Source organism: Streptococcus nasisuis (assembly GCF_040836615.1).
GTDB classification, from domain to species: domain Bacteria; phylum Bacillota; class Bacilli; order Lactobacillales; family Streptococcaceae; genus Streptococcus; species Streptococcus suis_V.
This window is the reverse complement of the sequence record NZ_CP162268.1, coordinates 2,139,668-2,162,415: the sequence shown is the minus strand read 5'-3', so window position 1 is coordinate 2,162,415 and position 22,748 is coordinate 2,139,668. Positions and strand designations below refer to the sequence as shown.

Genomic DNA, 22,748 nt, shown 5'->3' with positions numbered 1-22,748 from the left:
GATAGTATGCCATCAGTATTTTTCTAATTTATTCGCTTCTTTTTTACCTTTTTCAGCGATATGGAGGAAATAAATAGACCAAGCAAGGAAAAATAAGGTAATAATGCCACTTCTAAACAATGCGAATGGGGTTTCAAAGAGAAAACCAAACCAAAAACTGGTACCAGTTCGTTCCCATAGTCCTGGAGTTAGATACCAGGATTTAGGATTCCAAAGTATGTATCCATTTTGGAGTCCAGCTTGGTAATGGATAAAAAATAAAGTCAGAAATAATCCGAAATAGGAGTAGGCATAGTTTTGGTAGCGTGAACAGAATGCTTTTTTCGATTCGGTATCAAAAAAATTTCTGTGCTTGAAGCTTTGATTGTTTGTTGAAAATAATGGATGCCACATCTACGACTACCTTGTATAGGTTGTCAACCACAGTCTTCAAATAGAGAGAGGTAATTTGAATATTCTCCTTTTGCAATATGTTCATGAGAATCAAGGCGTACGGGATGAGGGATTCGACTACATTTTTCAAAATGATAGGCTGCTGTCCACGGAGTTACTTTGACAAGCTGATAACCTTCGGATTGAATGGAATTGATCCAATGTTCTTCCTCTTGTAAACTGGTGAATAATTTGTGTCTTATCATGGCTTCCTCCTTAAAAACCTAATTCTTTGGCAATATGATGTAGTTTTTGAATACGCTGTGTCTCCGGTTTAATAATCTCTTGTTCCGTTGCTGTTACTTGATAGACTTTTCTTCTTTTATCGGAACTTGGAACGGAACAAATCCATTTTAGTTTCAAAAGATTCTCAATCGCTCCATACATGGTTCCTGCAGAGATTTTTAAATCACCATCACTCATATCCTCTACTTTTTGCATGATATGGTAGCCATGGGTAGGTTCCAAGAGGGCTAATAGAATATAGTAGGTTGTCTCCGTTAAGGGGAGGTGCTTGTTCCTTTTCATTTGGCTTCTCCTATATAGTTCAAATGTACAGTTGTACTATATGTTATATATAGGGAAATTATACATGTCAACTGTATAGTGAATAAGATTTTAAAAATCTTCTCAATCCTTGCTATTTATGGTATAATAAAGCGATTTTATAAAATGTAGGAGGTTCCCCATGGGACGTAAATGGGCCAATATTGTAGCCAAGAAAACCGCAAAAGACGGTGCTAACTCAAAAGTTTACGCCAAATTTGGTGTTGAAATCTATGTAGCAGCGAAAAAGGGTGACCCAGATCCAGAAACAAACTCAGCGCTAAAATTCGTTATCGACCGTGCTAAGCAGGCACAGGTGCCAAAACACATCATTGACAAGGCCATCGACAAGGCAAAAGGGAACACAGACGAGACCTTCGTAGAAGGTCGTTACGAAGGCTTTGGGCCAAATGGTTCTATGATTATCGTAGATACCTTGACTTCAAATGTGAATCGTACAGCTGCCAATGTTCGTGCCGCTTTTGGTAAAAATGGCGGTAACATGGGTGCTTCAGGGTCAGTATCGTTCATGTTTGATAAAAAAGGTGTTCTTGTCTTTGCTGGCGATGATGCGGATGCCATTTTTGAATTGCTCCTAGAGGCAGATGTAGAAGTGGAAGATGTTGAAGGACATGAAGGGACAATCACTGTTTACACAGCCCCAACCGACCTTCACAAGGCTATTGTAGCCCTCAAAGAATCAGGTATCGAAGAATTCCAAGTGACCGAATTAGAAATGATTCCCCAATCAGAAGTATCACTCGCTGGCGATGATCTAGTAACCTTTGAAAAACTCTACGACGTCCTAGAAGACGACGAAGACGTACAGAAAATCTACACGAATGTAGATGGCTTCTAGGACGCGGGGCGTCCTAGAAGGTTGGAAATGGGGCTCTTTGTCAACTGTAGTGGGTAGATGAAAAGCTAACACCTAGAGAGGACGAAATTCGTTCTCTCATTTTTGATGTTTAAAGCAATATATATCTTGGTTTTAAAGTTCGTAAAGTTCCTAAAGCCAAACGCTTGCCTCTTAATGTCTTTGATGAGTTTATTGGTCGCTTCCAGTTTAGCGTTGGAATATGGAAGCTCCATGGCGTTCGTGATGTAAGTTTTATATTTTAGAAATGTCTTAAAAACAGTCCTAAAGGTTGAATTGACAAGATTCAGATTGTCCTCTAGAAGTTCGAAGAAATGTTTCGAGTTCTTCTCTTGGAAATGGAAGAGAAGGACCTGGTAGAGTTCGTAATAGAATTTCAGTTCCACAGAGAAATTCAATGTCTTCTGGACAACCTCTTTCGGTGTTACTGTTTGCCCGAAAGTGCGAGAAAAGAAGCGATTCAGAGACAGTTTACGACTATCTTTTTGGAGAATACGCCAGTGATTTTTCATGGATCGATAAGGTAGGGAACGCGTATCGAAAGTCTTCATAATATCAATTCTAGTCGTCATCATAGCACGGCTCAGGTGTTGGATAATGTGAAATCTATCAAGAACAATTTTCGCATTTGGAAATAACTGTTTGATGATAGGAATATAGCTACCCGACATGTCCACTGTTACGACCTCGACAGTTTCTCTGACCGCCCTAGGATACTTGTAGAAATAGTTCTTGATGGTGGTTTGGCGGTTGTTGTCAAGAATGGTCACAATCGATCTCGTCTCAAAATCCTGAGCAATAAAGGCGAGTTTTCCCTTGTTCCGACTAAATTCATCCCAGCTCAAGACTTTTGGTAATTTCATAAAATCATGCTCAAATTGAAATTGAGCCAGTTTCCTCTGGACAACTGACACGGAGATATGTAGTCTCCTAGCGATGGCTATATTGGTCATGTTTTCTGTATGGAGTTGTGTGATTTTCTCCCAAATAGGTTGGGAAATCTGACAGTTTTTCTTGACTAGAGGTGTCTCAGATACAGTCACTTTTTGGCAAGATTTGCATTGAAACCGTCGTTTCTTAAGCAAGAGGAGGGTCGGAAAGCCCTGACAATCCAAAATCGGAATCTTTGACGACTTTTGAAAATCGTACTTGATACACTTCCCTTGGCAATGAGGACAGCTAGGGCTGTCATAATCCAGCCTTGCTCGAATTTCCAGATGGGTCTGATGTTTTAAAACGAAGAGAATTTTGATGTTTTTGTCTTTGATTCCGATTAGTTCTGTGGTATGATGAAGTAGTTCCATATGAGTCTTTCTAATGTGAGTGTGGTTGCTTTTCATTATAGGTCATATGGGATTTTTTGTATACACTCAAAAAGGCTACATAATCTCTACAGTGGATTTACCCACTACAGAAATTATAGAGCCGGAAATGGGAACCGCTGGCAAGCGGTTTTCTTTGTGTTTAGCTGTCCTTAGGGACAATTTTGGACTTAAAAAGTTGGAAATTAGGATTGCTGGCAGGCAATCCTTTCTTTATCATTTCATGGTATGTGGGACATATAAAATGACTAGGAAGTTGGAGATGCGAACCGCTGAAAAGCAGTTTTCTTTGTCACTTCATAGTCCGGGGGACAGTCATTTTTTGTTAAAAGGTTAGAAATTGGAATTGTCTAGAGGCAGTTCTTTTTCTGCCCTTGTTTTTTCAAAAAGAAAATCCCGCCTTCTTAGAAATAAGGCATGCCTATTTCCATTGGGCCAGGATTTGTTTGTGGTAATGGTGGAGCGGTCCGACCTTTTCTAGTAGGTAGGTCGCAGCAAGGCCGACCAGTAGACCAGACAGGATGCCGGTAATTGATAAAATCGGCAGGTAGTTTAAAACGTAGAAGGAACGAGCGATGCTGGCAAAGATAAGCAGTTGTCCCAGATTGTGGAGCATGCCCCCCAGTATGGAGATGCCGATAGGGCTGACCCGTTTAGGTCCCAGTTGCTTTGAGGCGAGCATACCAAGATAGCTTAGGGTGACTCCAGCAAAACTATAGAGAAAGGTAGAAAAAGTGCCACCTAGAAAGGTAGCAATCATCAGGCGAAGGCCCACAACCTTTAAGCTGTCTTTGGTAGGAAGGGTGAAAATGGCAATCAGGCTAATGAGATTTCCCAGCCCTAGCTTCGCACCCGGCGCAAAGGCAAAAGGAGGAGTGATCAAGCGCTCAATGAGCGAAATGACCACAGCCTGAGCTGCCAGCATGGTGATAAAATTTAAGGTTTGTTGCTTCCGGTTCACCAGTTCTCGCCTCCTTTCAACCGATTGACTTGTGTCTATTCTTATCATTCTATCTTACTTTTTTTTTCTCAATCTGGCAAGCTTCCTCATAGATATTACTAGTTATTGAAATAGAGGCTTGAATTTTCTTCAATAAAAGTATATAATAATATCATGTAAATCGTTTCTATTTTCACAAGGAGGACACACTGTGACGAAAAATATTGTGATTGTTGGTGCTGGTTATGCAGGGATTGCAGCAGCACGTTTGCTCGGAAAGACATTTAAAAAGGATTCGGATGTAACCGTTACCCTGATTGATAAGAATTCCTTCCATACCTATATGACAGAGCTCCATGAGGTGGCTGCTGGTCGTGTAGAACCTAATGCGATTAAGTATGATTTGCAACGCATTTTTGCCAAGTATCCTAAGGTTGACTTGGTAACTGATAAGGTTTTGGAAATCGACTATGATAAGAAACAGGTCATTGCTGAGCACCAGACCTTGGACTTTGATTACCTCTTACTGGCTATGGGGGGCGAGGCCAATGACTTCGGTGTTAAAGGTGTTAAAGAGCATGGATTCACCCTCTGGTCAATTGAAGCGGCAGAGCGCTTGCACGATCATATGGTGGATGCCTGCTACCGTGCCATGCGTGAGCATGATGAGGCAAAACGTCGCGCCCTCTTGACCTTCACTGTTATCGGTGCAGGTTTCACTGGTATTGAAATGATTGGTGAGCTTATTGACTGGGTACCGATTCTGGCACGTGAGTTCAAGCTTGATCCAAAAGAATTCTCGCTCAAGGTTGTTGAGGCAATGCCAAATATCTTGGCTATGGTGACTGAGAAAGAACAAGTTAAGGCTAAGAAATACCTTGAGAAAAAAGGTGTTGAATTGGTTCTCGGTGACGGTGTTGCTAGCGTACAAGAAGACAGCCTGACCCTGTCATCAGGTCGCCAAATTCCGACCTACACTTCTATCTGGACAGCCGGTGTTCAAGCCAACACAGACGCTGCAGAGTTCGGAATTGAACGTGCGCGTGCAGGACGTCTGGTTGCCAACGAGTACATGGAAGCAAAAGGCCGTGAGAACGTCTATGTTGCCGGTGACTTGGTTTACTTTGAAGAAAGCGAAGGCAAGCCAACACCGCAAATCGTACAGGCTGCTGAGCAGACAGGTCACACAGCTGCAAGCAATATCGTTGCAGCCATTAAGGGTGGCGAAAAACATGCCTACAAAGGCAAATACGACGGCTTCATGGTATCTATCGGTGCCCGTTATGGCGTAGCCTTCTTGATGGACAAGTACCACATGTCAGGTTTCCTGGCTATGGCTGTCAAACACATGGTCAACTTGCTCTACTTCTTTACCATCCGTAGCTTCTTCTACATGGGTGCCTATGTTCGTCATGAATTCTTTGATATTCAGAACAAGCGCAATATCTTCGGTGGCCATACTTCTGGTAAGGGCAATCTCCTTTGGTCTCTACCAATGCGCCTGCTCTACGGTTCAGTTTGGCTTTATGAGGGTGTGAAAAAGGCCTTTGGTCTTTTCGGTACGACTTCATGGTTCGGTGACCAAGTTGTCTTCCCATTCCCATGGTTGGCAGATCCTGTTTCTGGGGCATCGGCTGCAGAAGCTGTATCTGGAGCGTCTGAGGCAGTAGCAGAAATGGCAGATCCAATCTTTGGTCTCAGCTATGCTTATGGTGAAACACCGATGACGGTCTTGGAATCAATGCCAGATTGGTTTGCGTCAATTATGGAATTTATGATGCCTAACCAAGAAGTTGCTCTCTTCATGCAGAAATTCATGACCATCACCGAAATCGGTATCGGTTTGGCTTTGATTGGTGGTGCCTTTGTATGGTTGGTATCTGCCATCACAGTTATGTTCGTTATCATGTTTAGCTTGTCTGGTATGTTCTACTGGGTTAACATCTGGTTCATTCCGGCGGCAATCTCGCTCATGAACGGTGCCGGTCGTGCCTTTGGTTTGGACTACTGGATTATGCCATGGTTGGGTCGCTTCCTTGATAAGCTCGTCTATGGTAGACCCAAGCATATTTATCGTAAGAATGACAAAAAATAAAGGACTAATAAGAACTAGTGGTACATGAAATTTGGAAGACCTATCCTGAGGTTGAAGCTGGATTAGAGCAGGTCAAGGCTATCATCAAATCTGAGATGGTAGTCTTGCACCCTGATGTAAAAGAGAAAATTGATCAGTACATCGATGCTCCTGGTAAATACCTCAGGGCAGGTCTTTGCCTTTTTTTAGCCAGGGAGACAGAAGGCCAGATAGTTCCTGCCAAGCTCTATTTTGCTGCTCATCTGGAGGTTCTGCATTTGGCGACTCTCATTCATGATGATGTGATTGACCAGGCTGACTACCGTAGAGGTATCCAGGCTGCCCACATTCAATTTTCCAATCGTATTGCTATTTATGCAGGAGATTATCTCTTGGCCTATGCAGGTCGTCTCTTGGCCCAGGGGCTCCGGCAATTGGACCTTGAAGAAAAAGACGTTCACCTGCCTCACCATAAAATCGTCGAATGGATTTTGAGGGGGGAGCTGGAGCAACTCCTGAATGCCTATAATGTGAACATGACGCCAAGGGCTTATTTAAAGCAAATTCAAGGGAAAACAGCTAGTTTATTCGGCTATGCCTATCAATTGGGCCTCTTCTATCCTGGACAGTCCTTGCGTCATGCGCGCCAGGCCTATCGAGCAGGCCGTGATTTGGGAATGGCCTTTCAAATTCGTGATGATTTGATTGACTACAAACTAGATTTGTCAGAGTCTGGCAAGCCAGGCTTGCAGGATGTCCAAAATGGTATTTATACCCTTCCCCTGTTGCTAGCTTTACAAGACAATGAAGACCTGGCTGCTGATTTCGAGGAGTTGGTCAATGAATCTAGTCCTGAAAAGTTGACAGACTTGCACCAAAAAATTCTAGCTACGTCTGCTCTTGAGCGGACGGAGATAATCCTAAACCAGTATCTGGACAGGTCCTCTAGGCATTTGAGGAAGCTTTCTCCACAGGCTGCAGACTCGGTAAACGCTTTTTTGGGTGATTTCTTTCACAAATATTTCTAAAAACACTAGACATTTTTGAAAAAAAATTATATTATAATATAAGAAAAACAAATAATTCCAAAGGAGTATTTATATGAAATCAACAAAATGGATGTTGAAAAGTGTCTTAGTTCTTGGTGCAGCCCTTACTTTGGTAGCATGTGGTGCTAAAGAAGAAGCAGCAACAACAGCTTCTTCTGCTGAAACTGCAGCTTCTGAAGCAACTGCAACAGCAACTTGGAAAGATGGTACTTACAAAGCTGAGTCTGATTTCGATGAGCGCGGTTGGAAGTTTGTACATGAAATTACTATCAAGGATGGTAAAATCACTGCTTCAACAGCTGACTATGAAAATGCTGACGGTGCTTTGAAGTCTGAAGACGAAGAGTACAACAAAAACATGGAAGCAAAATCAGGTATCTCATCTAAAGATGCAACTGACAAGCTTGACGAAGAACTTCTGGCAGCTCAAAGCGCAGATGTAGAAGTTGTATCTGGTGCGACTCATACTTCTGAAAACTTCAAGAAATCAGTTGAAGAGCTCTTGAAAGCTGCTGAAGAAGGAAATACTGAAACAGTAAAATTGACATTTGAATAATCTATTCAAAAACAAGAGGGAAACACGGTAGCCAGCCTACTGTGTTTTCTGTTTAGAGAGGATAATCTATGAAAAAAGCGCTAAGATGGCTCTGTTTGAGTCTTGTGCTGATTCTATTAGTCGCTTGTGGCAAGAAAGAAGAGGCTCTGCCTGTCATCAAAAGTCCCTTGACCCGTAGCGAGAGTCTGCTCCACACCGTGGTCCAGCTCAGTATCTACCATGAAGGTCAGGAAGAGGTCATGGATCGGGCTGTTGCCTATATCAAGGAAATGGAAGGTCTACTATCAACCAACCTTGAGGGATCAGATGTCTACCGTATCAATCAAGCGGCTGGGAAAGAGTCGGTTGTCGTTGATGAGAGGACCTTTGAGGTTCTGGAAACTGCTCTTGAGATGGGCAAGGAAAGCGACGGCCTCTTCGATGTATCTATTGGTGCCGTCAGCAATCTCTGGAAAATCGGAGATCCAGATGCCCGCAAGCCTTCGGACGAGGAAATCAAAGCAGCTCTGCCATTTATTGACTATAAAAAGATCCAGCTAGACAAGGAGAAAAAGACAGTCTTTATTGAGGAGGGGATGACCCTGGAGCTGGGGGCTATTTCCAAGGGCTATATCGCCGATAAAGTACGGGAACTCTTTGCCAGCAAAGCTATCACGACGGCTATCATCAATCTGGGTGGCAACGTAGTGGTTATGGGGGATTCTCCTTCTAGTCAAGATGGCTGGAATGTCGGCGTGCAAGACCCTGATGAAGTGCGTGGAGCTACCGTGGGCTCTGTCCCTGGCACTCACGATTCTGTCGTGACGTCCGGTATCTATGAGCGCTATGTCGAGGTGGACGGGGTCAAATACCACCATATCCTTGATCCCAAGACCGGTTATCCTGTGGAAAATGACATCTCTGGTGTTACAGTCTTTTCGCAATCGTCTATGCAGGGTGATGCCCTATCGACAACCCTCTTTCTTTTAGGAGTGGAAAAGGGGCTTGATTTTATCAATCAACAGGAAGGTGTCGAGGCTGTTTTCATTGATAAAGACCAGGGAGTTCATGTCAGTGATGGTTTAAAAGATTCATTTGAACTAAGCAACGAGGAGTATCATCTTGTCAACTAATAGTAAAAAAGGGCTAACCTTGCCCGTATTCCTAGAATTTGTAGAGCTCAAAACTAAGGTTGCCAGTGTCTTTCCTATGACCATCGGCATTCTTTGGGCTTTCTACCGCTACCAGACCTTCAATTGGCTCAACACCCTGCTCTTTGTCTTGGCTGTCCTTAGCTTTGACATGTGCACAACTGCTATTAACAACAGCATGGATTTTCACAAGGCCAAGGACGAGGTCTATCGTCAAGAGAGCAATGTTATCGGAAAGTTTGCCCTTGATTTCAAGCAGATGATTGGAATCGTCCTCGGTCTGCTGGTCTTTTCAAGCCTGGTTTCCCTTATCTTAGTTTGGCAGACCAGCTGGTTGCTCCTGCCTATGGGGGCTGTTTGTTTTTTGATTGGGATTTTCTACACCTTCGGTCCCATTCCGCTTTCCCGCATGCCACTGGGCGAGGTGTTTTCTGGAGTGACCATGGGGTTGGGGATTTTCTTCCTAGCTGTCTTTATTCAGTCGCCTGATAGTCTTCTGCTTGCTCGTTTGGATGGGCAATGGCTGAGCTTGCAAGTTGATTGGATTAAGGTTTTGGAAATTCTATTCATGTCCTTGCCCTTGGTGACCTTGATTGCCAATGTCATGCTGGCCAATAACACCTGCGACCTGGAAGAGGATATCCGCAATCATCGCTATACCTTGGTCTATTACATCGGAAAGAAACATGCGCTCCAACTTTATTTTACTCTTGCTAGTCTGCCCTGGTTGCTCTGGTTGATTTATTGCCTGACAGGATTTTTGCCAATCTGGGCCTTGCTCGGTCTACTTGGAATCATTCCTGCCTACAAGAGTTTGAAGAGATTCCTGAAAAAGCAGGTGAAGGGAGAAACCTTTATCGAAGCTGTGAAAAGCTTTGTCCTCTTTGCAGCTATCTATGTCTTGTTTTTAGTAGTAGCCATTATCTTTTGGAACTGGAAATAGTAAATGATAGAATCAGTCTTCGGGCGGATTCTTTTCTGCTTTTATATGCTATACTAGAAGAGAATTGAGGTGGATGGAATGTCACGAACACAAGAAGAACGCTTGATAGAACTATATGAAAAGGGAGTGCTAACCAAGGCAGAAGTACGGGCTCTGTTTCTGGAATTAGACCAACAGCCGGAATTTCTCTTGGAGGATGAAAAAGCTAAATTGAGCTTTAGTCTGCCCAATCTCAAGGTGTTTTCTTCCAATAAGCGCAAGCAAGAATATAGCTTTGACGGAATCGAATCTCTTTTTCTCAATATCCTAGCAGGGCGTTTGACCGTGACCCAATCCAAGACGGACCAAGTGGGCCTTGAGATTATCTATCAAGAAAATGCATCTGAGGAAAAACTCCCCCAGCTCTATGTGGAGAAAAAGGGTCTCTATTTTTCTAGTAGTCTGCCTTGCAAACTGACTATTAGCTTGCCTCAGCGCTGGATGTCGGTCTTTGACCTGGACCTGGGTCAGGCAGATGCCCGCTTGGATTACCTGCCTTTTGAAGACATTTCCATCCGAAGTTCGAAGGATAAAAAACAACAGGATATCCGTTTGAACACATGTGGTGGTTATGCCCAACATCTCTATGTCCAGCTGGAACAAGCACCCTTGATATTGCAGGCTGGAAAGGGGCAAGGAATTCAAGGAAAAATTGAATCGGAGACTGGACAAATTCGAGTCAATCGCCGGAAAAAAATCAGTCCCTACCGATTTGAGAAATCAGGCGATGATGTGCTCTATATCCGTGCTCAGACTGGTCAAAGTGCCTTTTATGTGAAAGGAATAAAGGATGTCGATTGAATTATATAAATGCAAACAGGAGAAAGTCTTAGCTGGTGTACTGGCTGGCCTAGCCCACAAGCTGGGCTGGGAAGTCTGGCTGGTTCGTGGCTTATTCTTAGCCAGTCTATTGATTGGTAGAGCCTCCTTGCTAACCTTGGTCCTCTATATAGCAGGTGCCTATTTTCTTCCCTATAAGGAAGAGCAGGATGCTGAGCGTTATGGAATGGGCCCACGAAAAATCAAGGATGCTGAAAAAATTCGGAAAAACTGGTTTTAAGAACAGGGTTTGGGAGCTTTCTTCCAAACTTTTTCTTATTTGTTACCAATTAGTGTTGCTTATGGTATAATATATTGAGAACCGTATCCACAGCTCGGTACCTGAGATAAGGCTTGTTTTTCTCGAAATACAGTCAGTATTGCAATAAAAACGGCTTTGATGTGAAAAAACGATTTCTTATTTAAAGGTACCGTACTTGTGGATACAATTTCAGAAGCGAAAGAGAGGGATTGCATGACAGTATATGTAAAAGATTTGGTGGATAATCTGCGGATTGAGCCTGCGTATAGTACAGAAGAGTTGTTGCGCAAGGAAATTACAACAGCTGATATTACGCGTCCAGGCTTGGAGATGACAGGCTATTTTGACTATTACGCTCCAGAGCGGATTCAGCTCATGGGGATGAAGGAGTGGTCTTATATGATGGCCATGACAGCCCATAACCGCTATCAGGTCCTGTCGCAGATGTTTCAGCCGGAAACGCCGGTGCTTATCGTAGCCCGTGATTTGGAAATTCCTGAGGAGATGTACAAGGCGGCCAAGGAAAAGAAAATTGCGATCTGCCGTAGCAAGACAGCGACCAGTCGTTTGTCTGGGGAATTATCTTCTTTCCTAGATAGTCGTTTGGCCCAACGGACCAGTGTTCACGGAGTTCTCATGGATATTTATGGCATGGGTGTTCTCATCCAGGGAGATTCTGGTATCGGTAAGAGTGAAACTGGTTTGGAATTGGTTAAGCGTGGTCATCGCCTGGTAGCGGATGACCGTGTGGATATTTTTGCTAAGGATGATGTGACTCTGTGGGGTGAGCCAGCAGAAATTCTGCGCCACCTATTGGAAATCCGAGGGGTCGGTATCATTGATATCATGAGTCTCTATGGTGCGAGTGCCGTTAAGGATTCATCAGAGGTTCAGTTGGCGGTTTATCTGGAAAATTATGAAACAGGCAAGGTCTTTGACCGTCTGGGCAATTCAGGCGACACCATTGAGATTGCAGGTGTTGAAATTCCGCAAATCCGTATCCCTGTCAAAACTGGTCGAAACATCTCTGTCGTGATTGAAGCAGCTGCTATGAACTACCGTGCCAAGCAGATGGGCTTTGATGCGACCAAGATGTTTGAAGAACGCTTGACCAACTTGATTGAAACAAACAAGGAAGAGGTCTAGTATGGGGCCAATTGCTATTCAATTAGGACCTCTGGAGATCCGCTGGTATGCAATCTGTATTTTGACAGGCTTGATTCTAGGTGTTTATTTGGCATCGAAAGAGGCACCTAGAAAGAAAATTTCTTCAGATGATATCCTGGATTTTATCCTCTGGGCTTTTCCTATTTCAATCATCGGGGCTCGCATTTACTATGTCGTCTTTTCCTGGGACCAGTATAAGGACAACCTGCTGGATGTCTTTGCCATTTGGAATGGTGGGATTGCTATCTATGGTGGTCTGATAACCGGTGCCTTGGTCCTCTATTTCTTTACCAGATACCGGTTTATCGAGACCCTGGACTTCCTGGATGTGGTATCACCGTCGGTTATGCTAGCACAGGCTATTGGCCGCTGGGGCAATTTCTTTAACCAGGAGGCCTATGGTGCAGAGGTAGCCAACTTGGACTACCTACCAAGCTTTATCCGAGACCAGATGTTTATCGATGGTGCCTACCGCCAGCCGGCCTTCCTCTTTGAATCTGTCTGGAATATCCTTGGTTTTGCTCTCATCTGTGTCTTGCGCAGAAGACCGAAATTCCTCAAGCAGGGAGAAATCACCGCCTTTTACCTGATCTGGTATGGCTGCGGTCGTCTCTTGATTGAAGGCATGCGGACAGATAGTCTCATGTTCTTGGGCATTCGAGTGTCCCAATGGCTGTCGGGACTACTTATCCTAGTCGGTATCAGCATGGTCCTGGTGCGGAGAAGAAAATCCACAGTTCCCTATTATCAATCATAAAAAGGAGAATATATGTTAATCGAAATTTCAGTATTGATCATTGCCTTGTCCATTGCGGCAGTGGCTATCTACCTGGTCCTGCTCTTGCAAAAAGTCGGCAAGGTGACAGATGAGGCCCAGCAAACCATTAAGGTCTTGACCAGTGATGTCAATGTGACCCTCTTTCAGGCCAATGAAATCCTAGCCAAGACCAATGTCCTGGTCGACGATGTCAATGGCAAGGTGTCAACTCTCGACCCACTCTTTGTGGCAGTGGCAGACTTGTCGACTTCAGTGTCCGACCTCAATGCCTCGGCGCGTGATTTGACAGTCAAGGCCAAGTCAGCGGGCAAATCAACGGCTAAAGCAGGCGGAGCCCTCTCTGCCCTTACAACAGTATCATCTCTCTTAGGAAAGAAAGGAGCAAAAAATGGTAAAAAAATCTAGTATCGTCACAAGCCTCTTGCTGGGTGCAGCAGGTGGAGCGGCAGCGGCAGCTTTTCTGGCCACCAAAACAGGGAAGGCAGTAAAGGATAAGGTGGTTTCTTTTGCTAATGACTACAAGGAAAACCATGAAGAAATCAATGCCGACCTAGTCTCTAAGGCTCAGGATTTGGGCAAGCAAGCCACGGATAAATTTACAGAGGTCAAGTCTCAACTGGAAACAGGTGAATTGACGGTCGAGGACCTGGTGCAGACAGGCAAGGAGAAGTCTAAGGATTTGTTTGAATCAATCAAGTCTAAGACAGTCCATGCGCCAACAGTTGATGAAGAAGATGTCGAAGATGCAGTGATTGTGTCTGAAGATATTGAAATGGACATTGCGGACGTCGTAATAGAATCAGTTGTCGAATCAGTTGAAGAAGACCAGACTTCGGAAACAGAACTCTAATCATAACATGAAAAATTGGGTAGAGCAGTCTATCCAATTTTTTTGTATAGGTTGAAGCATCAGAGTAGACAAAAACACCATGGAAAACCATGGTGTTTGCTGATTTTTAGCGCTTGTTGGCAGAAATTTCGATCTTATAGTATTTCCAGTGTTTATAAGTCTCTACATATTCAATCACTTCATTGCTGCCACTCTTATGTGTAGTGCGGATTTGAAGAATGCTTGGTTCTTTTGCCTGAAGCTTCAACTGTTCCTTGACATCCTTAGGTGAAGGGAAAACAATTTCATTGGTTTCCACATAAGGTTCCTCAGACATGTGGATATTGAAGTCTAGCTTAAATCGTTGATAGAGCGATTGGAAATGCGAGAGATCTGCTTGAGGCTGTTGAATATAGCGAGCAGGGATGTAAGACTGGTGGTAAATATAAGGTTGACCATCTGTTGTACGCACGCGAGAAATCTTGTAATAGAAGTCATTGCTATCCAATTGAAGCTTTTCAAGAATATGAGCTTCATTTCCTTTTTCACAACCCAGCACTGTGACAGTGTCGTTGCCGATAGGGAAAATCTCGATATCAGAAAACTCAACAAGCTTTCCTTTGCGAGAACGAGAAACGAAGGTTCCTTTACCCTGTTGGCGAACGAGGTAGCCGTCCTTAACCAATTCATTGACTGCACGGATAACAGTGATAGAACTTACGTTAAATAGCTTGGTTAACTCAGCTTCGGTGTAAAACTTATCGCCATTCTCAAATTTTCCTGAAATAATTTGCTGACGAAGATCGTTTTGAACTAATTGATACTTAGGTACTTTCATAGTAGGTTTCCTTTCTTTTTCCTAATACTTCCCTTTAACTTTCATTATACTAAATATCTTTAAAATTGAAAACTAGAAATGCTCAAAAATGCACAAATTTCTTTCAAAAATAGGCTTTGAAAAAAATTTAAAAAATTTTACATTTTTTCAAAAAACTACTGGACATAACCAGTAATTTGTGTTAATATATTGATAGCAAAGGGATACAGCGACATCGGAGGCAAAAAAATGCAGAAATTTGAAATAAAGGATCAGTTCTATTTGGATCAGAAGTCTTTCAAAATTCTTTCTGGTGCAATTCATTATTTTCGGGTTCACCCTGATGATTGGTATCACTCTTTGTACAATTTAAAGGCCCTGGGTTTTAATACAGTTGAAACCTACGTCCCCTGGAACTTGCACGAGCCTCAGAAAGGACAGTTCAACTACGAAGGAATCTTAGATATCGAACGATTTCTAAGCATTGCTCAGGATTTAGGGCTATATGCTATTGTTCGTCCTTCCCCCTATATTTGTGCAGAGTGGGAATGGGGAGGTCTCCCCGCTTGGTTGATGACGGAGGAGCTTCGGATACGTTCGCACGATGCAGCTTATCTGAGGCATCTAGATGAATATTACGCTTCTCTTCTTCCGAAATTGGCCAAGCACCAACTCTCACAAGGTGGAAACATTCTCATGTTCCAAGTGGAAAATGAATATGGTTCCTACGGTGAGGACAAGGAATACCTGAGAGCAGTAGCAGATTTGATGAGAAAGCATGGCCTGACAGCTCCCTTGTTCACATCGGATGGTCCATGGAGAGCCACTCTGAGAGCTGGTACCCTGATAGATGATGATATTTTGGTCACAGGAAACTTTGGTTCCAAGGCTGCAGAAAACTTTGCTATGATGCAAGATTTCTTCGATGAATACGATAAGAAGTGGCCACTCATGTGTATGGAATTTTGGGATGGATGGTTCAATCGCTGGGGAGATGAGATTATTCGCCGGGACCCAGATGAGCTTGCCCAGTCTGTCATGGATTGTATCCGGCTTGGGTCTATCAATCTTTACATGTTCCATGGAGGTACTAACTTCGGCTTTATGAACGGCTGTTCGGCCCGGGGTCAGATTGATTTACCACAGGTAACTTCCTATGACTACGATGCCATCTTGGATGAGGCGGGGAATCCTACTAAGAAATTCTATGCTATCCAATCCTTGATGAAGGAAGCCTATCCAGAATTGAGCTATGCTGATCCACTCATTAAAGCGGCCAAAGCCTATCCATCGGTGGAATTAGAGGCAAAAGTTAGTCTTTTTGGGACACTAGAAAATGTAAGCGGTTCCCTATCTAGCTTCTATCCACAAAATATGGAAGAGTTGGGTCAGAATACAGGCTACATTCTCTACCAGACTACCATTGAAAAGGATAAGGATGAGGCGGAACGGTTTAGAGTGATTGATGCGCGTGACAGGATACAGGTCTATGCAGATGGCCATCTGGTCACAATCCAGTATCAGACGGAAATCGGTGAGGATATTGAGCTGGATTTGCAGAATCAGCACACCGACATTTCAATCCTGGTCGAAAATATGGGACGTGTCAATTATGGTCACAAGCTAACCGCACCAACCCAGTCCAAAGGTATTGGTCGGGGCGCGATAGCTGATCTTCACTTTATCGGCAATTGGCAAACCTATCCTCTCCCCCTAGAATCTCTGGAAACGGTAGATTTTACCAAGGAGTGGAAGGAAGGGCAACCAGCCTTTTACCGCTACCGATTTGAAGTGGATGAACTGGCAGACACTTACTTGGACATGACAGGTTTTGGTAAGGGTGTTGTATTTGTTAATAATGTAAATATCGGACGTTTCTGGGAAAAAGGTCCAATCCTCTATCTCTATCTTCCAAAAGGATACTTAAAGAAAGGAGAAAATGAAATCGTCGTCTTCGAGACGGAAGGAAGATATAGAGAGAAGATAAGCTTTTCACAAGAACCCATTTATAAAGAACTTTAGAAAAAAGGAGATTTAGTATGGCAATCATTGCTACACGTATTGATGGTCGTTTGATCCACGGTCAGGTTGCTAACCTATGGACTACCAAATTAAATATCGGTCGTATCATGGTTATTGACGATGCTGTTGCTCAAAACGACATTGAAAAACAAGGATTGAAATTAGCTTGCCCACCTGGTGTAAAATTATCCATTTTACCTATCGAAAAAGCAGCTAACAACATCAAGGAAGGTAAGTACGATAGCCAACGTCTCTTGATTGTGGCACGTCGCCCTGAAAACTTCCTGCGCTTGGTTGAATATGGTGTAGAAATTCCTGAATTGAACGTAGGGAACATGTCTCAAACACCTGAAACGCGTTCAGTGACTCGTTCTATCAACGTGGTTGATAAGGATATCGCTGATTTTGATGCCTTGGTTGCCAAGGGAGTAAAATTGATTGCTCAAATGGTACCAGGTGATACACCTAAAGACTTTATGCCTTTGTTGGATAAAGTTCGTTAACATTCGGATATTTTTGAAAAATTTTAAAGGAGGAACACTATTATGCAATTCTGGCAAATAGTACTTTTAACGCTCTACTCTGCTTATCAGATTTGTGATGAGTTGACTATCGTATCGTCAGCAGGTTCACCAGTCTTTGCAGGGTTCATCTCAGGCTTGATCATGGGTGATATGGCCACTGGTCTTGCTATCGGTGCATCTCTTCAATTGATGGTACTCGGTGTTGGTACCTTCGGTGGTGCATCTCGTATCGACGCAACTTCAGGTGCGGTTCTTGCGACAGCTTTCTCTGTTTCACAAGGTATCGATCCAGAACTTGCGGTATCAACTATCGCGGTACCAGTAGCGGCACTTCTTGTTTATACTGATATTGCAGGTCGTTTCTCAACTACTTACTTCGCACACCGTGTGGATGCTGCGGTTGAAAAATTCGACTACAAAGCAATCGAGCGTAACTACCTTCTTGGTGCGATTCCATGGGCACTCTCTCGTGCACTTCCAGTCTTCTTGGCTCTCACTTTCGGTGGTGGCTTCGTTGAATCAATGGTTAACACTATCCAACAATACCAATGGGTTGCTGATGGTTTGACTCTCGCTGCTCGTATGCTTCCAGGTCTTGGATTTGCAATCTTGCTCCACTACCTTCCACTTAAACGTAACCTTCACTACTTGGCAATCGGTTTTGCCCTTACAGCTATGTTGACTGTTCTTTACGGTAACGTATCTGCTTTGGGTGGTGCTGTTGCAGGCATCGTTGGAACTCTTCCAGAAGATGCAGGTGTATCATTTGTAAACAACTTCAAAGGTTTGTCAATGATCGGTATTGCGATTATCGGTGCATTCCTTTCAGTATTGCACTACATCAATAGCCAAAAAGTAGCAGTGGTTGCTCCAGCAAATTCAGAAAGTGGGGAAATTGACGATGACGAAATCTAATTACAAATTAACAAAGGAAGATTTTAATCAAATCAACAAACGTAGCTTGTTCACTTTTCAATTGGGTTGGAACTATGAGCGGATGCAGGGTTCTGGTTACCTCTACATGATTTTGCCTCAATTGCGTAAAATGTATGGAGATGGAACTCCTGAATTGAAAGAAATGATGAAATTGCATACGCAATTCTTCAATACTTCTCCATTCTTCCACACCATCATTACAGGTATTGACTTGGCATTGGAAGAAAGCGACGGTGTTGCTTCTAAAGACGCGGTTAACGGTATCAAGACTGGTTTGATGGGTCCATTTGCACCGATTGGTGACTCAATCTTTGGTTCATTGGTTCCAGCAATCATGGGTACTATTGCAGCAACTTTAGCTTCTGATGGGAACCCACTCGGTATCTTCCTTTGGATAGCAGTTGCAGTAGCATATGACATCTTCCGTTGGAAACAGTTGGAAATTGCCTACAAAGAAGGTACTAAACTCATCACAACTATGCGTGATAAGTTGACTGCCCTTGTTGATGCAGCATCTGTAATGGGTGTCTTCATGATGGGTGCCTTGATTGCAACTATGATCAACTTTGAAGTATCTTGGACTCCAGCAATCGGTGAGAAAACAATTGATATCCAAGACTTGTTGAACTCAATCTTCCCACGTTTGGTTCCTGCAATCTTCACAGGCTTTGTCTTCTGGTTGTTGGGCCGCAAGGGTATGACTTCAACTAAGGCTATCTTGATTATCATTGTATTGGCACTTGTCTTCTCAGCGCTTGGTCGCTTCGCATTTGGTATGGGTGCTTAATATGACAAAGAGCTTGGTGTTAGTAAGTCATGGAACATTCTGTCAGGAACTCAAAAAATCCACTGAGATGATTATGGGGCCACAGGACAATATCTTTACTGTGTCACTCCTTCCTGAAGAAGGTCCAGAAGACTTCCAGAAAAAATTTGAAGAAACAATTGCAGATTTAGACGACTTTGTTGTCTTCGCAGATTTACTTGGTGGAACACCTGCTAACGTGGTTTCTCGTAAATTGATTGACGGTGGACAGTTTGACCTCTATGCAGGTATGAACATGCCGATGGTCATCGGTTTCTTGAATGGTGTTCTCCTAGGTGAGGACGTTGACTACGTCGAATTTGGTTCAACCAATATTCAACACATCAACAAACTCCTCACATCTAGCGATGATGAGGATGAGTGAAAAACTCCAGTGGAGTTTTTCAGCCCGAGCCCAGAAATAGGAAAACGAGGGAAGTTCAAGTGACTGTTTCAGCCCGAGCCTGAAAATGCGAAAGCGAGGACAGTCAGGGAAGCGACTAGTTTATTCCTAGCTTAGAAATAAGAGAGCGAGGGTTATTCCAAAGTATTATAGCAAGTTAATACTAGCTTTAAATAGGCTTTAAGTATCCTGAGGGGAAGCAAGTTGATTGCCTCCCCTCATTTGATTTTGTGAGGAAAAGCGATGATTGAAGTAAAAGATTTTGGTGCACAAGCGAAACTTTATTGCTTGAAAAATAAAAATGGTATGCAGGTCACTCTGACGGATTTTGGTGCCAGAGTGGTGGAAGTGCTCTTGCCAGTAGAGGAAAATGGTGGTTTTCGCAATGTCAGTTTGGCTGCTGGGGCGGATGCTGATTACCGTAAGACAGACTTGTACCCTGGTTCAAGCATTGTCCCTGTAGCGGGACGTATTTCAGGCGCCCAGGCTGAGATAAAGGGAACCACTTATCAGTTCACAGAAAATGAGCCAGGTCGCACCTTGCATGGTGGGATTAACACGGCAAATGAACAGTACTGGGATGTTGCTCTTGACCATGAAAAAAATCAAGTTACCTTTGGGATTGTCCTAAAAGATGGTTTCAATGGTTTTCCTGGAGATGTGAGGGTTGAGGCGATTTATGGTCTAACAGACCAGAATGAGTTGACAGTTGTCTATCAGGCTATATCAGAAAAGGATACGATTTTCAATCCAACCAACCATATCTATTTCAACTTGACGGGAGATTTTCTGCAGTCTGTGGCTGAGCATAAGATTCGGATTGCGGCCAATCGCTATGCTCAGCTTGGTGAGGATAATCTGCCAACCGGTGTCTTAGAGGATGTGACGGGAACGCCGTTTGATTTTAGAGAATTGGCTCCATTTGCTCAGGGCTTTGACAGCCAACACCCACAGAATGTGTTGGTGAAAGGCTACGACCATCCGTGGTTATTGGAAGAGGTGGAGATTCCGGTAGAAGTTTTGAGTCCAGATGGGAAAATGAGTCTGCGCGTGCGAACCAATCAACCATCAGTGGTCATCTACACCTACAATTATCCTGTTGAAACTTTGGCTACCTACCATGGTGCCTTTAGCTTGGAATGCCAGGCTCTGCCAAATGCTTGCAACCTAGATGGCTTTGGCTCTATTGTGCTGGAAAAAGATGAGGAATTCTTGTCCCAGACTGTTTATCAATTTTCATGGTAAGAATGAGAAGCTCTAACTGTTGTACAGATAGGGCTTCTTGTCTGTACGACGGGCATGTCGTACATCTGAGGTGAAAGTCCTCCGTGGACACCCGCTACCGGTGAACCCCAAAGCGACTCCCAAGCCTGACTATCGTGAGGTAGCGGGGAGAGGAAGGGATAGCGAAATCGTGGCTCTACGAACAGAAACGTGATAACAAGGCGTATATAGGGGATGAGGGGGCATACAACTCTAAAGTCCAAAAAGGTAGTCGTAACCTATAGACGTAAATCACGAGAGTAAACGAGGAAAGATGTACGACTTATCCCGTGAGGTCTCATGAGCGTCAAAGACGTAGTAACAACGAATCATGAGAAGTCAGCCGAGGCCATAGTAGCGATGAAACTTCTGTAATAGAGGTGGAGCGAAGGGCTGAACAATTAACCGAAGTATACCTACTTCACTTGTGTCTGTAAAACTAGCGGTCTGATAGAACTGGGTGCGGTCACGTATTGACTAGAGGAAAGTTCACCAATATAAGACGTCCCTCAGACACCGAAACAAGAAAGGAATACGCACATGTCACAGTTACTAGATAATATCCTATCTCGGTCCAATATGCTTGAAGCCTACAATCAAGTTAGAGCCAATAAAGGTTCAGCAGGAATTGACGGCGTAACTATTGACGAAATAGATGACTATCTCCGCAAACACTGGCGTTCAACTAAAGAACTCATAAAGCAGAGGAAGTACAAACCTCAGCCAGTCTTACGAGTTGAAATTCCCAAACCTAACGGCGGAGACCGTCAGTTAGGTATCCCAACGGTCATGGATAGAATGATACAACAAGCTATTGTCCAAGTCATTAGTCCTATTTGTGAGCCCTATTTCTCTGAGAGGAGTTACGGATTCAGACCCAATCGGTCATGCGAACAAGCTATTATCCAGTTATTAGAATACCTTAATGACGGTTATGAGTGGATAGTAGACATAGACCTGGAGAAGTTCTTTGATACCGTTCCTCAAGATAGACTGATGTCGCTTGTTCATAACATTATCCAAGATGGAGATACAGAATCTTTAATTCGTAAGTACCTTCATTCCGGTGTAGTCATCAACGGACAACGGTATAAAACACTAGTTGGAACTCCACAGGAGGAAACCTATCACCGCTCCTGTCCAATATCATGTTTAATGAGCTAGATAAAGAGTTGGAAAATCGTGGACTTCGCTTCGTTCGCTACGCAGATGACTGCGTCATCACAGTTGGTAGTGAGGCGGCGGCTAAACGTGTGATGCATTCAATTAGTCGTTATATTGAAAAACGATTAGGTTTGAAAGTCAACATGACCAAGACCAAGATTGTGAGACCGAGCAAATTAAAGTACCTAGGATTTGGGTTCTGGAAATCATCTGAGGGCTGGAAAAGTCGTCCGCATCAGGATAGCGTACAGAGTTTCAAGAGAAAACTCAAGAAACTAACGGCCCGTAAGTGGAGTATTGACTTAGACAGCCGAATTGAGCGACTAAACTGGGTCATCCGAGGTTGGATAAACTACTTTTCTATGACGAACATGAAATCAGTCATGGAAAGCATTGATGAACGACTAAGAACTCGAATAAGAGTTATTATCTGGAAACAATGGAAGAAGAAATCTAGGCGATTATGGGGACTTCTCAAATTAGGAGTACCGAAGTGGATAGCGGATAAAGTATCTGGCTGGGGAGACCATTATCAATTAGTGGCTCAGAGGTCTGTACTGAAACGTGCCATATCAAAACCAGTCCTCGCTAAACGTGGACTGGTTTCTTGCCTAGATTATTATCTAAAACGACATGCGTTAAAAGTTAGTTGAACCGCCGTGTGCCGAACGGCACGCACGGTGGTGTGAGAGGGACTAGAAATTAGTCCCTACTCGATTTTTTGGAAAATGTGGTATAATAAATCGGTGTGTTTCGATTGAAGCAGACGAAAGAGGAAAAAAATGACGAAAGAACAAGAATTTTTAAAAGAATTTGAGGCCTGGGTCAATACACAGGTTATGGTAAATGAGATGGCGGTAGAAGAAAGCCGTCGTGTATTGGAAGAGGATAAGGATGAGCGTGCAGCGGATGCCTACATCCGTTACGAAAGTAAGCTAGATGCTTATCGCTTTATCCAAGGAAAATTTGCTAACTATCATGCAGGCAAAGATTTCCATGATTTACCAGATGGCTTATTTGGCCAAAAACATTATTAAAGAGAGGATAAAAA

The 22,748-nt window shown here is 43.4% G+C and carries 25 protein-coding genes and 1 pseudogene; 20 read left to right on the top strand and 6 right to left on the bottom strand.

The genetic code is table 11. The annotated features are described in order from the left end of the window. Positions 1–12 precede the first annotated feature (12 nt). From AB1F57_RS10945 to AB1F57_RS10935, 3 genes are read right to left on the bottom strand one after another with little or no spacing between them, the layout of a single operon-like run. Positions 13–393, bottom strand: a complete 381-nt coding sequence (locus AB1F57_RS10945; RefSeq protein WP_245169972.1) for a hypothetical protein — start codon at positions 391–393, stop codon at positions 13–15. Between the two features lie 23 nt (positions 394–416). After that, a complete protein-coding gene (locus AB1F57_RS10940; RefSeq protein WP_245169973.1) occupies positions 417–638 on the bottom strand; it encodes a DUF2812 domain-containing protein in 222 nt (73 codons plus the stop codon). A 10-nt stretch (positions 639–648) separates the two neighbouring features. Further along, positions 649–960, bottom strand: coding sequence for a helix-turn-helix transcriptional regulator (locus tag AB1F57_RS10935; protein ID WP_167785739.1), 312 nt, complete (start codon positions 958–960; stop codon positions 649–651). A gap of 160 nt (positions 961–1,120) precedes the next feature. Here AB1F57_RS10935 and AB1F57_RS10930 point away from each other — a divergent pair, with 160 nt between their 5' ends. Continuing rightward, positions 1,121–1,837, top strand: coding sequence for a YebC/PmpR family DNA-binding transcriptional regulator (locus AB1F57_RS10930; RefSeq protein WP_105137318.1), 717 nt, complete (start codon positions 1,121–1,123; stop codon positions 1,835–1,837). 65 nt (positions 1,838–1,902) lie between these two features. Here the strand turns inward: AB1F57_RS10930 and AB1F57_RS10925 are convergent, their stop codons facing one another. Continuing rightward, the gene (locus AB1F57_RS10925) at positions 1,903–3,159 is read right to left on the bottom strand and encodes an ISL3 family transposase (protein WP_172022804.1); all 1,257 of its coding nucleotides are present in this window, start codon (positions 3,157–3,159) and stop codon (positions 1,903–1,905) included. A 439-nt stretch (positions 3,160–3,598) separates the two neighbouring features. Beyond that, positions 3,599–4,138, bottom strand: a complete 540-nt coding sequence (locus AB1F57_RS10920) for a Gx transporter family protein (protein ID WP_105137320.1) — start codon at positions 4,136–4,138, stop codon at positions 3,599–3,601. A 190-nt stretch (positions 4,139–4,328) separates the two neighbouring features. Here AB1F57_RS10920 and AB1F57_RS10915 point away from each other — a divergent pair, with 190 nt between their 5' ends. The 11 genes from AB1F57_RS10915 (at position 4,329) to AB1F57_RS10865 (ending at position 13,784) form a co-directional block, all read left to right on the top strand. Then, the gene (locus tag AB1F57_RS10915; RefSeq protein ID WP_105137321.1) at positions 4,329–6,212 is read left to right on the top strand and encodes an NAD(P)/FAD-dependent oxidoreductase; all 1,884 of its coding nucleotides are present in this window, start codon (positions 4,329–4,331) and stop codon (positions 6,210–6,212) included. Positions 6,213–6,229: 17 nt separating this feature from the next. Next, complete coding sequence (locus AB1F57_RS10910) at positions 6,230–7,219, top strand: polyprenyl synthetase family protein (RefSeq protein ID WP_167785740.1); 990 nt, start codon at positions 6,230–6,232, stop codon at positions 7,217–7,219. Positions 7,220–7,292: 73 nt separating this feature from the next. Next, the gene (locus AB1F57_RS10905) at positions 7,293–7,796 is read left to right on the top strand and encodes an FMN-binding protein (protein WP_167785741.1); all 504 of its coding nucleotides are present in this window, start codon (positions 7,293–7,295) and stop codon (positions 7,794–7,796) included. 68 nt (positions 7,797–7,864) lie between these two features. Next, complete coding sequence (locus AB1F57_RS10900) at positions 7,865–8,908, top strand: FAD:protein FMN transferase (RefSeq protein ID WP_167785742.1); 1,044 nt, start codon at positions 7,865–7,867, stop codon at positions 8,906–8,908. Further along, positions 8,898–9,869 (top strand): 1,4-dihydroxy-2-naphthoate polyprenyltransferase, encoded by a 972-nt coding sequence (menA, locus tag AB1F57_RS10895; protein ID WP_280921706.1) that lies wholly within the window; start codon positions 8,898–8,900, stop codon positions 9,867–9,869. The genes AB1F57_RS10900 and menA overlap by 11 nt, the downstream gene beginning before the upstream one ends. Positions 9,870–9,947: 78 nt before the next feature. Beyond that, entirely contained in the window at positions 9,948–10,709 is a 762-nt protein-coding gene (locus AB1F57_RS10890; RefSeq protein ID WP_170243932.1) for a hypothetical protein, read from the top strand. Then, complete coding sequence (locus AB1F57_RS10885) at positions 10,699–10,968, top strand: PspC domain-containing protein (protein ID WP_367985744.1); 270 nt, start codon at positions 10,699–10,701, stop codon at positions 10,966–10,968. The genes AB1F57_RS10890 and AB1F57_RS10885 overlap by 11 nt, the downstream gene beginning before the upstream one ends. 234 nt (positions 10,969–11,202) lie before the next feature. Next, positions 11,203–12,135, top strand: coding sequence for an HPr(Ser) kinase/phosphatase (gene hprK / locus AB1F57_RS10880; protein WP_367985743.1), 933 nt, complete (start codon positions 11,203–11,205; stop codon positions 12,133–12,135). 1 nt (position 12,136) lies between these two features. Then, a complete protein-coding gene (gene lgt / locus AB1F57_RS10875; protein ID WP_167785743.1) occupies positions 12,137–12,913 on the top strand; it encodes a prolipoprotein diacylglyceryl transferase in 777 nt (258 codons plus the stop codon). Between the two features lie 12 nt (positions 12,914–12,925). Further along, the gene (locus AB1F57_RS10870; RefSeq protein WP_105111192.1) at positions 12,926–13,339 is read left to right on the top strand and encodes a DUF948 domain-containing protein; all 414 of its coding nucleotides are present in this window, start codon (positions 12,926–12,928) and stop codon (positions 13,337–13,339) included. Next, the gene (locus AB1F57_RS10865) at positions 13,323–13,784 is read left to right on the top strand and encodes a YtxH domain-containing protein (protein ID WP_167785744.1); all 462 of its coding nucleotides are present in this window, start codon (positions 13,323–13,325) and stop codon (positions 13,782–13,784) included. Before AB1F57_RS10870 ends, AB1F57_RS10865 begins: the two co-directional genes overlap by 17 nt. A 106-nt stretch (positions 13,785–13,890) precedes the next feature. Here the strand turns inward: AB1F57_RS10865 and AB1F57_RS10860 are convergent, their stop codons facing one another. Continuing rightward, on the bottom strand, positions 13,891–14,601 hold the full coding sequence (locus AB1F57_RS10860; protein WP_105111194.1) for a GntR family transcriptional regulator: 711 nt from the start codon (positions 14,599–14,601) through the stop codon (positions 13,891–13,893). A gap of 228 nt (positions 14,602–14,829) precedes the next feature. Here AB1F57_RS10860 and AB1F57_RS10855 point away from each other — a divergent pair, with 228 nt between their 5' ends. The 8 genes and pseudogenes from AB1F57_RS10855 (at position 14,830) to AB1F57_RS10820 (ending at position 22,734) form a co-directional block, all read left to right on the top strand. After that, positions 14,830–16,602: a beta-galactosidase family protein gene (locus AB1F57_RS10855; RefSeq protein ID WP_367985742.1), complete on the top strand. Its 1,773-nt coding sequence runs from the start codon at positions 14,830–14,832 to the stop codon at positions 16,600–16,602. A 17-nt stretch (positions 16,603–16,619) separates the two neighbouring features. Continuing rightward, positions 16,620–17,105 carry a PTS sugar transporter subunit IIB gene (locus tag AB1F57_RS10850; protein ID WP_105123427.1) on the top strand — a complete coding sequence of 162 codons (486 nt, stop codon included), beginning with the start codon at positions 16,620–16,622 and terminating at the stop codon, positions 17,103–17,105. Positions 17,106–17,144: 39 nt separating this feature from the next. Beyond that, positions 17,145–18,041 (top strand): PTS mannose/fructose/sorbose/N-acetylgalactosamine transporter subunit IIC, encoded by an 897-nt coding sequence (locus AB1F57_RS10845; protein ID WP_174852864.1) that lies wholly within the window; start codon positions 17,145–17,147, stop codon positions 18,039–18,041. Further along, positions 18,028–18,849: a PTS system mannose/fructose/sorbose family transporter subunit IID gene (locus AB1F57_RS10840; RefSeq protein WP_167785747.1), complete on the top strand. Its 822-nt coding sequence runs from the start codon at positions 18,028–18,030 to the stop codon at positions 18,847–18,849. The genes AB1F57_RS10845 and AB1F57_RS10840 overlap by 14 nt, the downstream gene beginning before the upstream one ends. Position 18,850: 1 nt before the next feature. Continuing rightward, the gene (locus AB1F57_RS10835) at positions 18,851–19,252 is read left to right on the top strand and encodes a PTS sugar transporter subunit IIA (RefSeq protein WP_367985741.1); all 402 of its coding nucleotides are present in this window, start codon (positions 18,851–18,853) and stop codon (positions 19,250–19,252) included. 261 nt (positions 19,253–19,513) lie between these two features. Next, entirely contained in the window at positions 19,514–20,515 is a 1,002-nt protein-coding gene (locus AB1F57_RS10830; RefSeq protein ID WP_367985740.1) for an aldose epimerase family protein, read from the top strand. 558 nt (positions 20,516–21,073) lie between these two features. Further along, positions 21,074–22,350, top strand: a pseudogene (ltrA, locus tag AB1F57_RS10825) (group II intron reverse transcriptase/maturase). Positions 22,351–22,479: 129 nt separating this feature from the next. Beyond that, the gene (locus AB1F57_RS10820) at positions 22,480–22,734 is read left to right on the top strand and encodes a DUF1912 family protein (protein ID WP_170239424.1); all 255 of its coding nucleotides are present in this window, start codon (positions 22,480–22,482) and stop codon (positions 22,732–22,734) included. Positions 22,735–22,748 lie beyond the last annotated feature (14 nt).